This is a genomic window from Aeromonas sp. S41-2, from assembly GCF_027705845.1.
GTDB lineage: Bacteria > Pseudomonadota > Gammaproteobacteria > Enterobacterales > Aeromonadaceae > Aeromonas > Aeromonas hydrophila.
This window is the reverse complement of record NZ_JAPDCG010000001.1, coordinates 233,833-247,849: the sequence shown is the minus strand read 5'-3', so window position 1 is coordinate 247,849 and position 14,017 is coordinate 233,833. Positions and strand designations below refer to the sequence as shown.

16 protein-coding genes are annotated in these 14,017 nt (G+C 64.0%); 14 read left to right on the top strand and 2 right to left on the bottom strand.

Translation table 11 applies throughout. The features are described from left to right. The first annotated feature begins 25 nt into the window (after positions 1-25). The 13 genes from napA to OKC44_RS01080 all read left to right on the top strand — a co-directional run bounded on the left by napA (position 26) and on the right by OKC44_RS01080 (position 10,866). Positions 26-2,515, top strand: a complete 2,490-nt coding sequence (napA, locus tag OKC44_RS01140) for a nitrate reductase catalytic subunit NapA (RefSeq protein ID WP_016350252.1) — start codon at positions 26-28, stop codon at positions 2,513-2,515. A 16-nt stretch (positions 2,516-2,531) separates the two neighbouring features. After that, positions 2,532-3,266: a ferredoxin-type protein NapG gene (gene napG, locus OKC44_RS01135; RefSeq protein ID WP_270810555.1), complete on the top strand. Its 735-nt coding sequence runs from the start codon at positions 2,532-2,534 to the stop codon at positions 3,264-3,266. Then, positions 3,263-4,138, top strand: coding sequence for a quinol dehydrogenase ferredoxin subunit NapH (gene napH, locus OKC44_RS01130; RefSeq protein WP_011705483.1), 876 nt, complete (start codon positions 3,263-3,265; stop codon positions 4,136-4,138). The genes napG and napH overlap by 4 nt, the downstream gene beginning before the upstream one ends. Continuing rightward, the gene (locus tag OKC44_RS01125) at positions 4,138-4,593 is read left to right on the top strand and encodes a nitrate reductase cytochrome c-type subunit (protein ID WP_011705484.1); all 456 of its coding nucleotides are present in this window, start codon (positions 4,138-4,140) and stop codon (positions 4,591-4,593) included. The genes napH and OKC44_RS01125 overlap by 1 nt, the downstream gene beginning before the upstream one ends. An 11-nt stretch (positions 4,594-4,604) precedes the next feature. After that, positions 4,605-5,195: a cytochrome c3 family protein gene (locus tag OKC44_RS01120; RefSeq protein ID WP_011705485.1), complete on the top strand. Its 591-nt coding sequence runs from the start codon at positions 4,605-4,607 to the stop codon at positions 5,193-5,195. Between the two features lie 262 nt (positions 5,196-5,457). Continuing rightward, positions 5,458-5,964: a molybdenum cofactor biosynthesis protein B gene (moaB, locus tag OKC44_RS01115; protein WP_011705486.1), complete on the top strand. Its 507-nt coding sequence runs from the start codon at positions 5,458-5,460 to the stop codon at positions 5,962-5,964. A gap of 9 nt (positions 5,965-5,973) precedes the next feature. Further along, a complete protein-coding gene (gene moaC / locus OKC44_RS01110) occupies positions 5,974-6,498 on the top strand; it encodes a cyclic pyranopterin monophosphate synthase MoaC (RefSeq protein ID WP_016350255.1) in 525 nt (174 codons plus the stop codon). Next, positions 6,495-6,740, top strand: coding sequence for a molybdopterin synthase sulfur carrier subunit (gene moaD / locus OKC44_RS01105; protein WP_024943771.1), 246 nt, complete (start codon positions 6,495-6,497; stop codon positions 6,738-6,740). The genes moaC and moaD overlap by 4 nt, the downstream gene beginning before the upstream one ends. Positions 6,741-6,742: 2 nt before the next feature. Next, positions 6,743-7,216 carry a molybdopterin synthase catalytic subunit MoaE gene (moaE, locus tag OKC44_RS01100; RefSeq protein WP_011705489.1) on the top strand — a complete coding sequence of 158 codons (474 nt, stop codon included), beginning with the start codon at positions 6,743-6,745 and terminating at the stop codon, positions 7,214-7,216. Positions 7,217-7,319: 103 nt separating this feature from the next. Continuing rightward, entirely contained in the window at positions 7,320-8,048 is a 729-nt protein-coding gene (gene modA / locus OKC44_RS01095) for a molybdate ABC transporter substrate-binding protein (RefSeq protein ID WP_024943770.1), read from the top strand. Between the two features lie 223 nt (positions 8,049-8,271). Then, complete coding sequence (gene modB, locus OKC44_RS01090; protein ID WP_016350259.1) at positions 8,272-8,952, top strand: molybdate ABC transporter permease subunit; 681 nt, start codon at positions 8,272-8,274, stop codon at positions 8,950-8,952. After that, positions 8,949-10,025 carry a molybdenum ABC transporter ATP-binding protein gene (gene modC, locus OKC44_RS01085; protein WP_270810552.1) on the top strand — a complete coding sequence of 359 codons (1,077 nt, stop codon included), beginning with the start codon at positions 8,949-8,951 and terminating at the stop codon, positions 10,023-10,025. The genes modB and modC overlap by 4 nt, the downstream gene beginning before the upstream one ends. A 64-nt stretch (positions 10,026-10,089) precedes the next feature. Then, a complete protein-coding gene (locus OKC44_RS01080; protein WP_016350261.1) occupies positions 10,090-10,866 on the top strand; it encodes an alpha/beta fold hydrolase in 777 nt (258 codons plus the stop codon). Between the two features lie 79 nt (positions 10,867-10,945). On the opposite strand, the gene moeB is transcribed toward OKC44_RS01080, so the two are convergent. Together moeB and moeA are read right to left on the bottom strand one after the other, a co-directional pair. Beyond that, positions 10,946-11,701 carry a molybdopterin-synthase adenylyltransferase MoeB gene (moeB, locus tag OKC44_RS01075; protein WP_270810549.1) on the bottom strand — a complete coding sequence of 252 codons (756 nt, stop codon included), beginning with the start codon at positions 11,699-11,701 and terminating at the stop codon, positions 10,946-10,948. Continuing rightward, positions 11,698-12,924, bottom strand: coding sequence for a molybdopterin molybdotransferase MoeA (gene moeA / locus OKC44_RS01070; RefSeq protein WP_270810547.1), 1,227 nt, complete (start codon positions 12,922-12,924; stop codon positions 11,698-11,700). The genes moeB and moeA overlap by 4 nt, the downstream gene beginning before the upstream one ends. Before the next feature lie 305 nt (positions 12,925-13,229). On the opposite strand from moeA, the gene folE reads away from it, so the two are divergent. Then, positions 13,230-13,886, top strand: coding sequence for a GTP cyclohydrolase I FolE (gene folE / locus OKC44_RS01065; protein ID WP_011705496.1), 657 nt, complete (start codon positions 13,230-13,232; stop codon positions 13,884-13,886). Positions 13,887-14,017: the final 131 nt, after the last annotated feature.

Sequence of the window (14,017 nt, the reverse complement as noted above, 5' to 3'; positions counted from 1 at the left end):
GCGATAAGCAATGTGAGGATATGCCATGAAGCTGAGTCGACGCGACTTTATGAAGGCCAACGCGGTGGCGGCAGCCGCTGCCGTTGCTGGTGTCAGTGCCCCTACGCTGGCGGCCAATCTGATCACCAGTACCGACAAGACCGCCATCACCTGGGACAAGGCACCGTGCCGTTTCTGCGGTACCGGCTGTTCCGTGCTGGTGGGTTCCCAGGATGGGCGCGTCGTGGCGACCCAGGGCGATCCCGATGCACCGGTCAACCGCGGCCTTAACTGCATCAAGGGTTACTTCCTGTCCAAGATCATGTATGGCCAGGACAGGCTGACCCAGCCCATGCTGCGCATGACGGACGGCAAGTTCGACAAGAACGGCAACTTCGCCCCCATCAGCTGGGATCAGGCCTTCGACATCATGGCCGAGAAGTTCAAGGCCACCCTCAAAGAGAAGGGGCCGACTGCGGTTGGCATGTTCGGCTCCGGCCAGTGGACCGTGTGGGAAGGCTATGCCGCCGCCAAGCTGATGAAGGCGGGTCTGCGCACCAACAACCTGGATCCCAATGCCCGTCACTGCATGGCTTCCGCGGTGGTGGGCTTCATGCGTACCTTCGGCATGGATGAACCCATGGGCTGCTACGACGACATCGAGCAGGCCGACGCCTTCGTGCTGTGGGGCTCCAACATGGCTGAGATGCACCCCATTCTCTGGTCACGCATCTCCGATCGCCGCCTGTCCCACCAGGATGTGCAGGTGCACGTGCTCTCCACCTTCGAGCACCGCAGCTTCGAGCTGGCGGACAACGGCATGGTGTTCACCCCGCAGACCGACTTGGCGATCCTCAACTACATCGCCAACTACATCATCCAGAACGACAAGGTCAACTGGGAGTTCGTCAACAAGCACACCCAGTTCCGCAAAGGGGTGACCGACATCGGTTACGGCCTGCGTCCCACCAACCCGCTGCAGCAGAAGGCCAAGAACCCGGACAGCGGCGACTCCACCCCGATGAGCTTCGACGACTTCGCCAAGTTCGTGGCGGATTACGATCTGGAGTCCGTCTCCAAGCTCTCCGGCGTGCCGAAGGACAAGCTCGAGAAGCTGGCCCAGCTCTATGCCGATCCGAGCAAGAAAGTGGTCTCCTACTGGACCATGGGCTTCAACCAGCATACCCGCGGTGTCTGGGCCAACAACCTCTGCTACAACATCCACCTGCTGACCGGCAAGATCTCTACCCCGGGCTCGGGTCCGTTCTCCCTGACCGGCCAGCCCTCCGCCTGCGGCACTGCCCGTGAAGTGGGTACCTTTGCCCACCGCTTGCCGGCCGACATGGTGGTGACCGAACCCAAGCACCGCGCCATCGCCGAGAAGATCTGGAAGCTGCCGGAAGGCACCATCCCGGAGCAGGTGGGTTATCACGCCGTGCTGCAAAACCGCATGCTCAAGGACGGCAAGCTCAACGCCTACTGGGTGATGTGCAACAACAACATGCAAGCCGGCCCGAACATGAACGAAGAAGGGCTGCCCGGTTATCGCAACCCGGCCAACTTCATCGTGGTGTCCGACCCTTATCCGACCGTGACCGCCCAGGCGGCTGACCTCATCCTGCCGACCGCCATGTGGGTGGAGAAAGAGGGGGCCTACGGCAACGCCGAGCGCCGTACCCAGTTCTGGCACCAGCAGGTCAAGCCGCCGGAAGGGGCCAAGTCCGACCTGTGGCAGCTGATGGAGTTCTCCAAGCGCTTCAAGGTGGAAGAGGTGTGGCCAGCCGAACTCATCGCCAAGATGCCGGAAGTGAAGGGCAAGACCCTGTTCGACGTGCTCTATGCCAACGGCCAGGTCAACCAGTTCCCGAAAGAGCAGAGCAAGGGGGCGCTGAACGACGAGGCCGAGCACTTTGGTTTCTATGTCCAGAAGGGGCTGTTCGAAGAGTACGCCACCTTCGGTCGCGGCCATGGCCACGATCTGGCACCGTTCGATCAGTATCACGAAGCCCGCGGCCTGCGCTGGCCGGTGGTGGACGGCAAGGAGACCCTGTGGCGCTATCGCGAAGGGTTCGACCCTTACGTGAAAGCGGGCGAAGGGGTGCGTTTCTACGGCAAGCCCGACGGCAAGGCGGTCATCTTCGCGCTGCCCTATGAGCCGGCCGCCGAGGCACCGGACAAAGAGTACGACATGTGGCTCTCCACCGGTCGCGTGCTGGAGCACTGGCACACCGGCACCATGACCCGCCGGGTCCCCGAGCTCTATCGCGCCTTCCCGGATGCGGTGCTGTTCATGCACCCGGAAGATGCCAAGGCCCGTGGCGTGCGCCGTGGTGAAGAGGTGATCGTCTCCTCCCGCCGAGGTGAGGTGAAGACCCGGGTCGAGACCCGCGGTCGCAACCGTCCGCCCAAGGGACTGGTGTTCATGCCCTTCTTCGACGCGAGCCAACTGGTCAACAAGCTGACCCTGGACGCCACCGATCCGCTCTCCAAAGAGACGGATTACAAGAAGTGCGCCGTCAAGGTCGTCAAGGCATAAGGCGGGGGAGCGCGAGATGAGTCGTAGTCGGCGCCAGTTTCTGGCCGACATGGCCAAGGGGGCCTGCGGTGTGGGCCTGCTTGGCGTGGGGCTCGGCGGCATGGCGCGCCAGCAGGTGCAGGCGGTGCCTGCCCAGGCGCTGCGCCCGCCGGCCGCCCTCGACGAGGCGCAGTTCCTCAGCGCCTGCGTGCGCTGCGGGCTCTGCGTTGAGGCCTGCCCCTACGACACTCTCAAGCTCGCCCGGCTGTTTGAACCCGTGACCACCGGCACCCCCTACTTCAAGGCGCGCGCCGTCCCGTGCGAGATGTGTGAAGACATCCCCTGCGTGGTGGCCTGCCCGAGCGGGGCGCTGGATCAGACCATGACCGACATCGATCAGGCGCGGATGGGAGTGGCAGTGCTCATCGATCACGAGACCTGCCTCAACTACCTGGGGCTGCGCTGCGACGTTTGCTACCGGGTTTGTCCACTGATCGACAAGGCAATCACCCTGGAGCTGCAGCACAACCAGCGCACCGGCAAGCACGCCATGTTCCTGCCCACGGTGCACAGCGATATCTGCACCGGTTGCGGCAAGTGCGAGCATGCCTGCGTGCTGGAGGAGGCGGCCATCAAGGTGGTGCCTCGCCAGCTCGCCAAGGGGGAGATCGGCCACCACTACCGGCTCGGCTGGGAAGAGAAGGCGAAGGCGGGCAAATCGCTCATCGGCGACAGGCTCACTCTGCCAACCCGCAAACCGGAGGGGCTATGAGTCGTTATCCGGGAGCCGAGGCTACCGCCAGGCTGGGCTGGTGGCGGTCACACCGCTTCCTGCTGCTGCGCCGGCTCTGCCAGTTCGGTGTGCTGACGCTGTTCCTGCTGGGGCCGCTGGCGGGCATCTGGATCCTCAAGGGCAATCTCTCCAGCTCGTTGTTGCTGGAGACGGTGCCGCTCACGGATCCGCTGACCCTGCTGCAGTCGTTGGCGGCGGGCCACTGGCCCATCCCCACCCTCTGGCTGGGGGCAGTCATCGTGCTGCTGGGTTACTGGCTGGTCGGGGGACGGGTTTTCTGCTCCTGGGTCTGTCCGGTCAACCTGGTCACCGATGCCGCGGCCTGGCTCAGGGGTCGTCTTGGCCTCAAGGGCAACGGTCAGTTCAGCCGCACCACCCGCTACTGGCTGCTGGCCATGGTGCTGGTGGCACCGGCCATCGCCGGTGTACTGGTGTGGGAGCTGGTCAATCCGGTGTCGCTCACCCTGCGCGGCCTGCTGTTTGGCATGGGGGCAGGCTGGGCCTTGCTGGCGGTGCTGTTCCTGTTCGACCTCTTCGTGGTGGAGCGGGGCTGGTGCGGTCACCTCTGTCCGGTGGGGGCCTTCTATGCCCTGGTCAACCGGGTCGGGTTCATCAAGATTTCTGCCAAGGGGCGCGAGCGGTGCAGCAACTGCATGGATTGTTATGCGGTCTGCCCGGAACGTCCCATCCTGCGCGGCCCCGTTCACGGTGCCAAGCGTGGTCACGGGCCCTTGATTGTGGCTCAGGAGTGTACCAACTGCGGCCGTTGCATCGATGTCTGCGCGGAGCAAGTTTTTGAAATCACTGTAGGTTTTGCCGTCAAGGCAGAGAAAACGTCGGAGAACACATAATGAAGAAGCTGATTGGAGCAATGCTGGCCTGTCTGATGGCAGGTTCCTTGATGGCGGCAGTCCCCGAAATCACCAACAGCACGGGGGGCATCAAATCGGAGCGGGGGAACACGGATCTGGTGACGGATGCCGATGCGGCCCCCATGAAGAACTTTCGCAAGGATGGTGACCTCTACGATCGCCAGTACATGCATCAGCCCCCGCTGATCCCCCACGACACCCGCAACTATGAAGTGGACAACAAGGTCAACAAGTGCCTGGCCTGTCACAGCTTCAAGAACGCCAGCGCCATGAAGGCCCCCAAGATCAGCCCGACTCACTTCGAGACCCGTGACGGCATGACCCTGGGCGAGGTCTCGCCGCGTCGCTACTTCTGCCTGCAGTGCCACGTGCCGCAAGCGGATGCCAAGCCGCTGGTGGAAAATACGTTTAAACCAGTTGAAGCGCTGAACTGAGGAGCCCATAGATGAAATTACCCGGTTTTGTGCAGCGTCTGTGGACCACCTTCAAGTCTCCCTCGAAGGCCGCCCTCTGGGTGCTGCTGTTGATGGGATTCTTCGGCGGGGTCATCTTCTGGGGCGGTTTCAACACCGCCATGGAAGCCTCCAACACCGAGAAGTTCTGTACCGGTTGCCACGAGATGAAGGACAACGTGTTCGTGGAGTACCGCGACACCATCCACTACGCCAACCGTTCTGGCGTGCGCGCCAGCTGCCCGGACTGCCACGTGCCGCATGAATGGACCTACAAGATCATTCGCAAGGTGCAGGCGTCCAAGGAGCTGTGGGGCATGCTGACCGGCAAGGTGGATACCCGCGAGAAGTTCGAGTCGCACCGGCGCGAGATGGCCGAGCGGGAGTGGAAGCGGATGAAGGACACGGATTCGAGGGAGTGTCGCAACTGCCATAACTTCGAATACATGGACTTCTCCCTGCAAGGCAAACGGGGTGCCCAGATGCACTCCACCAGTCTGGCCAGCGGCGAGAGCACCTGTATCGACTGTCACAAGGGTATCGCTCACCAGCTGCCCGACATGACGGGCGTGAAGGGCTTCTAAGCCCACCTGATGCAGGCCGGGTTCGCCCGGCCTGTTCATATTCCGTCCGGTCAGGGCAAAAGCGCCGTCGGGCGCCCTTTTAATCCCCCCTCTGGCGCGAGTTTTGGTAGAATCGGCCCGCCGTGAGTCGCAGCGCGTGACCGACTGGTCAAGGTTTGGTCCTGACGGACACGAGCCTCTCCTCGCAATCGAGCGCTGCCAGCCGGGATCCTGGCCACTTTTCTTCTCTTTGCTCACGGTCCTTTACCATCAGGAGCTGCCCATGGGACAGAAAAACAACGCATTCATTCCCCTCAAGATCGCCGTGCTGACGGTCTCCGACAGCCGTACCGCCGCCGATGACAGTGCGGGCGACTATCTGGTTTCTGCCCTGACCGATGCCGGCCACGTGCTGGCCGACCGGGCGCTCTGCCCCGACAACCTGTTTCGCATTCGCGCTCAGGTGAGTGACTGGATCGCCGATGAGGGGGTGCAGGTGGTGCTCATCAACGGCGGCACCGGCTTCAACGAACAAAACCGGGTGCCCGAGGCGGTCGGCGTGCTGTTCGAGCGCACCGTACAGGGCTTTGGCGAACTGTTCCGCCAGCTCTCCTTTGCCGAAATCAAGGGCTCCGCCATGCAGAGCCGCGCACTGGCGGGGCTCGCCAATCGCACCCTGATCTGCTGTCTGCCAGGCTCCCCCGGCGCCTGCCAGCTGGGATGGGAGAAGCTTGTCCAGGACCAGCTCGATGCCCGCACCAAGCCGTGCAACTTTGTCTCCCATCTTTGAGGGCCTTTGATGAACCCGACCGAACCCAAGCAGACTCAGCCCAACCTGACCCATCTCAACCAGAGCGGCGAAGCCCACATGGTGGATGTGACCGACAAGCAGGTGACCGAGCGTGAGGCTCGCGCCGAGGCATTTGTCGCCATGGCCCCCGCGACCCTGGCCCTGATCCTGAGCGGTCAGCACCACAAGGGGGACGTGTTCGCCACCGCCCGCATCGCCGGCATCATGGCCGCCAAGAAGACCTCGGATCTCATTCCCCTCTGCCATCCGCTGGCCCTTACCCGGGTGGAGGTAGAGATAGAACCCCAGGCGGAGCAAAATAGGGTCCACATTCGCACCCTCTGCAAGCTGGCCGGCAAGACCGGGGTCGAGATGGAGGCGCTGACCGCCGCCTCGGTGGCGGCGCTGACCATCTACGACATGTGCAAGGCGGTACAAAAGGACATGGTGATCGAACAGGTGCGGCTGGTGGAGAAAAAGGGCGGCAAGTCCGGCCATTTTCAGCTGGGTGTGACTGACGGAGAGCAAGCATGATCAAGGTACTCTTTTTTGCCCAAGTGAGAGAGCTGGTGGCCTGCGACGAGCTGAGCCTGCCGTGCGACTACGCGAGTGCCGAGCAACTGCGCAGCGCCTTGAGCGAGCGCGGCGACAAGTGGGCGCTGGCGCTGGAGGCGGGCAAGCTACTGGTGGCGGTCAACCAGACCCTGGTGCCGCTGGATACGCCCCTTCATGATGGCGATGAGGTCGCCTTCTTCCCGCCGGTGACCGGAGGTTAAGGATGAGCGAGGCAACCATGACCGATCGCATTCTGGTGCAGCGGGATGACTTCTCGCTGGCCGACGAATATGCCCGCCTCGCCGCCCGGCAGGATACCGGCGCCGTGGTCAGCTTTGTCGGCAAGGTACGCGACTTCAATCAGGGGGAGCAGGTGAAGGGGCTGGCCCTCGAGCACTACCCCGGCATGACCGAGAAGGCGCTGACGGACATAGTGGCCGAGGCTCGCAGCCGCTGGCCCCTGCAGGAGTGCACTCTGATCCACCGCATCGGCGAGCTGCTGCTCGGCGATCAGATCGTGCTGGTGGTGGTGAGCAGTGCCCACCGCGAGGCGGCCTTCGAGGCCTGCCACTTCATCATGGATTTCTTGAAAACCCGGGCGCCGTTCTGGAAAAAAGAGCTGACCGCCGAAGGGGTACAACGCTGGGTCGAGGCCAAGGAGAGCGACAACACTGCCGCCGCCCGCTGGCAAGCTTGACCTGTTCAAGGGGGCTGGCTCATCGGGAGCCGCGGCCCCTGTTTTCGGGGCTGCCCCCTTGGCTGGGGATGCATAAACGCGGCCCCAGTCAGGAGGTAAAGGAATGAAACCGCTGTTATCCGTTGTCATCGCCGGGGTCTGCGCCAGTGCGCTGCAGGCAGGTGCCGTGCAGGCCGACGAGGTCAAGGTGGCCGTGGCCGCCAACTTCAAGGGCACCATAGAGCGCATCGGCAAGGAGTTCACCGCCAAGACCGGCCACACCCTGGCCATCTCCTCCGCCGCGACCGGGGTGCTCTACACCCAGATCAGCCACGGCGCCCCGTTCGATCTCTTCCTCTCTGCCGACGTGAAAACCCCGCAGAAGCTGGAGCAGGAGGGCAAGGGCAGCGAGCGTTTCACCTACGCCATCGGCCAGCTGGGTCTGTGGCAGAAGGGCGGGCCGGCTCCTGACGAGGCAACCCTGCGCAGCTGGAAGGGCAACCTCGCCATCGCCAACCCGAAAACCGCTCCCTACGGCACCGCCGCCATGGCGACCCTCGACCATCTCAAGATCGATCCCAAGCAGTACCGCCTGCTGACCGGCACCAACATCGGCCAGACCTGGCAGTTTGTCGACACCGGCAACGCCGAACTGGGTTTCGTCGCCTGGGCCAACCTGGTGGAAGCGGGCAAGACCGGCGAAGCCTGGGCCGTGCCGGCCGACTTCTATCCGCCCATCGAACAGCAGGGGCTGGTATTGAAGAAAGGGGCGGCGGTCGAGGCGCTGGTGGCCTGGCTCAAGGGGCCGGGTCAGGCACAGATCAAGGCGGCAGGTTATGCGTTGCCCCATTGATGGCGCAATCACACACCTGCCTGATGAGTGGCCGGCCCTCGGGTCGGCCCACTTTTGTGATAAGGATGCGCACCATGCCGTTGCCTGAATTCACCCGAGAGGTGGGCGATGAGTACTGAAAGAGATCTGCTGGCAATGATTCGTCTCACTCGGGATCAGCGCTACCGGGAGTGCGGCTCATTCGCCGTGTCTGGTGCTGGAGCTGGCGTTGGGAGTGAGTCCGATGAGTGAAGGGGATCTGCTGGCGGTCTGGCTCACCCTGAGACTGGCAGCCAGCACCACCGCCATCCTGCTGCTGCTCTCGCCGCCGTTGGCCTGGTGGCTGTCGCGCAGCCAGCACAGGCTCAGACCCGTGGTGGAGGCCCTGGTGGCGCTGCCGCTGGTGCTGCCGCCAACGGTGCTCGGTTTCTATCTGCTGCTTGCCTTTTCCCCCTCTTATGGCCTGGGCGCCTGGTGGCGCGACACCTTCGGGGCGCCGCTCGCCTTCAGTTTTACCGGCCTGCTGCTCGCCTCCATCCTCTACTCGCTTCCTTTCGTGGTACAGCCGCTCACCTCCGCCTTCGTCAACATGGGCAACAAGGAGCTGGAGGCTGCTGCCACCCTGGGGCTCGGGCCGGTGGAGCGCTTCTTTCACATCATCTTGCCGATGACGCTGCCCAGCTTCGTGATGGCGGCGGCGCTCGGTTTTGCCCACACCCTGGGAGAGTTCGGGGTGGTGCTGATGATTGGCGGCAATATCCCCGGCGAAACCCAGGTGCTCTCCATCGCCCTGTTTGATCACGTGGAGACGATGGACTATCAAAATGCCCACCTGCTGGCGGGTGGCCTGATGGGCTTCTCGCTGGTGATGCTGGTGCTGGTGTACGGGGTGCTGCAGCGCCGGCAACGGAGGCTGTTCGGATGAGTGACACCCGCAAGGCGCAACCGTTGCTGCTCAAGGCGAAGCGGGCGTTTGGCGCCTTTACCCTCGACTGCGAACTGGCGCTGGAGCTGGGGGGCATCCTCGGTCTGTTCGGCCCCTCCGGCTGCGGCAAGAGCAGCCTGCTGCGCATCATCGCCGGGCTGGACAGGGCGCCGGGCGACAAGCTGAACTGGCAGGGCAGGGCGCTGAGCGATCTGCTGCCCGAGGCGCGCCGCATCGGGCTGGTGTTTCAGGATTCGCGCCTCTTCCCCCATCTGAGTGTGCTCGGCAACCTGCAACTGGCGGCTCGCAAGGGGCGAGGGCGCTGGCAACCCGAAGCGCTGGCGACCCGGCTCGGCTTTGCCGAACTGCTGCCCCAGCCGGCCCATGGCCTCTCCGGCGGCCAGCGCCAGCGGGTGGCATTGGCCCGGGCCCTGTTGGCCGAGCCTGATCTGCTGCTGCTGGATGAACCTTTTTCTGCGCTGGACAGACGCAGCCGCATCCATCAGGCCCACGTGCTCAAGGGCTTGCAGCAGGAGAGCGGCATTCCGATGATCTTCGTCAGCCACGCCATGGAGGAAGTGAGCCTGCTGTGCGATCAGCTGGTGCTGCTGGCGGATGGCCGGGTGGAGGCACAAGGCCGGCCGAGCGAGATCTTCGCCCGCACCGATCTGTCGCTCGCCAGTCGTGACGACGCCGGGGTGATGCTGGCGGCGGCCCTCTCTCACTACGATGACGACGAGCAGATGGCGACCCTGCAGCTCGGCGAGCAGCAGTTGCGGGTCACCATGACCCAGGTGCCGGACGATGGCGGCCCCTTGCAGATCAAGGTGGCCGGGCGGGACGTGGTGATCGCCACCGCCCCCATCGAACATTCCAGCCTCTCCAACTGCCTCACCACTCGATTGCTGGCCGAACGCGAAGTGCGTCCCGGCCAGACCCTGTTGCAGTTGGCGCTGGGTCAGCAGATACTGCTGGCCCGGATCACCAGCCGTTCCGCCAGACGGCTGGCACTCGCCCCAAACCAGCAGATCTACGCCTACATCAAGGCGGTGAGTTTGGTCAGCGAGGGTTGAGCGGGTTGCAGAAGAGGCAGAAAATCAGGATGGTTCAGCGGATGAGTCGAGAGGCAATGAACTGATGCGCCGCAATCAGGTGATGAAATCCAACGGTCTTGCCCTGCGCAGCGCGGGGGAGGGCCCCTTGTTGCTGCTGCTGCACGGGCTGGGCTCCTCCAGCCTCGACTGGCAGGCGCAGATCGAACGCTTTTCCGAGCACTACCGAGTGGTGGCGCTGGATCTGCGCGGCCACGGCCAGAGCATGCAGGAGGGGCCGTTCGACGTGGCGACCCTGGCGGCGGACGTGGTGAACTGGCTCGACGAACAGCCTGAGCCCGCCTGGGTGGTGGGATTGTCGTTGGGGGCCATGGTGGCGCTGGAGCTGGCGCTGCAACTGCCCCACAAGGTGCAGGGGCTGGTGCTGGTCAACGGCTTCAGCGAATTTCTGCTGGAGACGCCAAAAGAGCAGGAACGCTTTGCCCAGCGCCTCAAGTGGCTGCGCTGGTTCGGCCTGCGGCCGCTCGCCTGGTGGCTCGGCCGCGAGCTCTTTCCCGGCCCCGACCTTGCCCAGGTGCGTCACACCTTCCGGCTGCGTTTCGTGCGCAACAAGAAGAAAACCTACAAGGCGCTGCTGGAGGCGCTGCCCGGCTGGTCGGTGCGCGCCCGGCTCGGCAACATCTGGCAGCCGGTGGCCATCATCTCCACCAGTCACGACTATCTGCCACTGGCCAAACGGGTGGAGCAGTTTGCCTCCCTGCCCAACGCCACCATCCACACCCCCAACGGCCACCACGCCTGGCCGGCGGAAGATCCCTCCGGTTTCAATCATCTGTTGCAGCGGATCCTCTCAACCCATTGAGGGGGGGGAGGTAGTAAAGGTGGATAAAAAGCCGACCCAAGGGTCGGCTTTTTATTGGCGAAAAGGCTGCTGAGGCGGTTCATCCGTGCGAGCAGACCGGGCAGTCGGGGCGTTTGGGCAGCTTCATTTCGCGAAAGGTGCCGCCAAGGCCGTCGATCATCAGCAGGCGGCCGCTGTAACTGCGGCCCATCCCCGCCAAGAGCTTGATGGCTTCCAGCGCCTGCAGACTGCCCACCAGACCCACCACAGGTGCCAGCACCCCTGCCTCGACGCAGGTGAGCGCTTGCTCGCCAAACAGGGCGCTGAGGCAGGCGTAGCAGGGTTCCCCCTCCTGCCAGGTGAAACTGCAGATTTGTCCCTCCAGCCGGATGGCGGCGCCGCTGACCAGCGGCACGCCGTGCTGGCGGGCCTTTTGGTTGAGCAGGTTGCGAATGGCCAGGTTGTCGGTGCAATCCAAGACCAGCTGGTACTGTGGCAACAGGGCATCGAGCAGCGCCTCGTCGGCCACGGCGGCGTGGGTCTCCACCTTGAGCCAGGGGTTGAGGGCGCGCAGGGACTGGGCGGCGGAGTCTACCTTGTAGTGGCCGATGCGCTCATCGGTGTGCAGCACCTGGCGCTGCAGGTTGGAGAGCTCCACCCGATCGAAATCGACCAGGGTGAGCTGGCCGACCCCGGCCACCGCCAGATACTGGCTGGCGGCGCAGCCGAGGCCGCCGGCGCCGATCACCAGCACATGAGCCTGCTTGAGCGCCTCCTGCCCCTCGAAGTCGAAGGATTTGAGGATGATCTGGCGGTTGTAGCGCAAGAGCTCGGCGTCGCTCAGGATCTCGCTCACAGCAGCAATCCCCCGAATGGTTCGACGGTGACCGTCTCGCCTGCCGCGACACGACCCCGCTCGCGCTCCAGGACGATGTAACAGTTGGCCCGCGACAGGGAGCTGAACACGGCGGAGTCCTGCGAGCCGGTGCTGCGTACCTCCAGGCCGTTTGGTCCCTGAGTCAGGATGCCGCGCTGGAAGTCGAGCCGGCCCGGCGCCTTCTTGAGCGGCTCAGCCGCGATGGCATTGAGCTGGAGCGGGCGCTCGAAGCGTTGGCCGGCCAGCTTGGCCAGCGCCGGTTGCACCAGCTGATCGAAGGTGACCATGGCGGAGACCGGGTTGCCCGGCAGGCCGAAGAACCAGGCGTGGGGCAGACGACCGAAGGCAAACGGCTTGCCCGGCTTGATGGCCAGCTTCCAGAAGCCGATCTCACCGAGCTCCTCCAGCAGCTGTTTGGTAAAGTCTGCTTCCCCCACCGAGACGCCGCCGGTGGTGATGAGGGCGTCGGCCTCGCGGTCGGCCTTTTGGAAGGCGGCGCGCAGCTGGGCCGGATCGTCCGGGATGATGCCAAGGTCGAGGCAGTCGCAGCCCATGCGATCCAGCATGGCCCGCACGCCGTAGCGGTTGGAGTCGTAGATGTCGCCGTGGGCGAGGGGAGTACCGATTGGCTTGAGCTCGTCACCGGTACTGAAGATGGCCACTTTCAGCGGCCGACGTACCGGCACGCTGGCAATGCCGAGGGAGGCCAGCAGCGGCATCTCCCGGGCGGTGAGGCGAGTACCGGCAGCGAGCACGCTGGCGCCCTCACGGATGTCTTCGCCGCGGCGGCGAATGTTCTGGCCGGGCACCGGCGTGGTCAAAAAGGTGATCCTGGCGCCGTCGGCCTGCGTTTCTTCCTGCATCACCACCGCATCCGTCCCGGCCGGCACCGGAGCGCCGGTCATGATGCGCACGCAGTGGCCGGCGGGCCACTCCCCCTGATAGGGCTGACCGGCAAAAGCCTTGCCCGCCATGATGAGGGGGGCGCCGCCGGCGAGATCCGCCAGTCGCACCGCATAACCATCCATGGCGGAGTTGTCGAACGGGGGCACGGAGAGGGGGGAGGCGATATCCATGGCGAGTACCCGGCCAAGGGCCTCTGGCAGGGGCAGCTGTTCGCTGTCGCAGCAGCCGTCAAGCTGTGCCAGCATGCCCTGCAGGGCGTCGCTCAGGGGGAGTAGTCCGCTGGTATCAAATCCCATGTCATGACCTCATTGTGTGATGGAGGGGGAGTAGAGGGCGGATTATCCCAAAAATCCAGCTGGATGGGCAGGTTGCCGCGGGATAAAACCGACTGGCTGCACAGATAGGCAGCGACCGGAGCGAAAGGGTACCCCCGTATGGGGAGCGCCGGCGGGGTAAAATTCGCCGGATTGGCATAAAGTCAGGGAACGGGCTTGAGTTAGCTTGAATTATGACAATAATCGCCGTTTACTATTGCGCCAAAACAGAATGCCGTCATAGACAAGGCGGCCATCACAGTCCCTGAGCGTGGGAGAGGAACAAGATGACGAGCTTAAGTCGGGAAGCCCTGTTGGTCAGGGCCGCCCTCGAGGCCGAGGGCCTCGAAACACCTCTGGTGGCCAATGCACTGGATGGTCAGCAGAAGCGGGAGAAGATCGAAGGCCACATGCGCGCCATCATGGAGACGCTGGGGCTGGATCTGGCCGATGACAGTCTGGCGGAGACGCCGCACCGCATCGCCAAGATGTACGTCAACGAGATCTTCTCCGGCCTCGATTACGCCACCTTCCCCAAGGTGACGGTGATCGAGAACAAGATGAAGGTGGACGAGATGATCATGGTGCGGGACATCAGCCTCACCAGCACCTGCGAGCACCACTTCGTCACCATCGACGGGCTGGCCCATGTGGCTTACATCCCCCGTGGCAAGGTGATCGGGCTCTCCAAGATCAACCGTATCGTGCAGTTCTTTGCCCGCCGCCCCCAGGTGCAGGAGCGGCTGACCCAGCAGATCCTGCTGGCGTTGCAGACCCTGCTCGGCACCAAGGATGTGGCCATCAGCATCAAGGCGACCCACTTCTGCGTGAAGGCCCGCGGCGTGATGGATTCCACCTCCTACACCACCACCACCTCCCTCGGTGGGGTGTTCAAGACCCAGCCCGATACCCGCGCCGAATTCCTGGCCGGCCTGAAGCGCTGATCTGCCCGGAGACGTGCCGCCGCTGCGGCATGTCTCCTCGCTCTCCCCTCCTTTTTCCTTCTCCTGACTGCCCGCCGGTCGCCCCGACGATTTTCCTCAAGGGATTGGTAGACCCGGTCGATATACCTTTT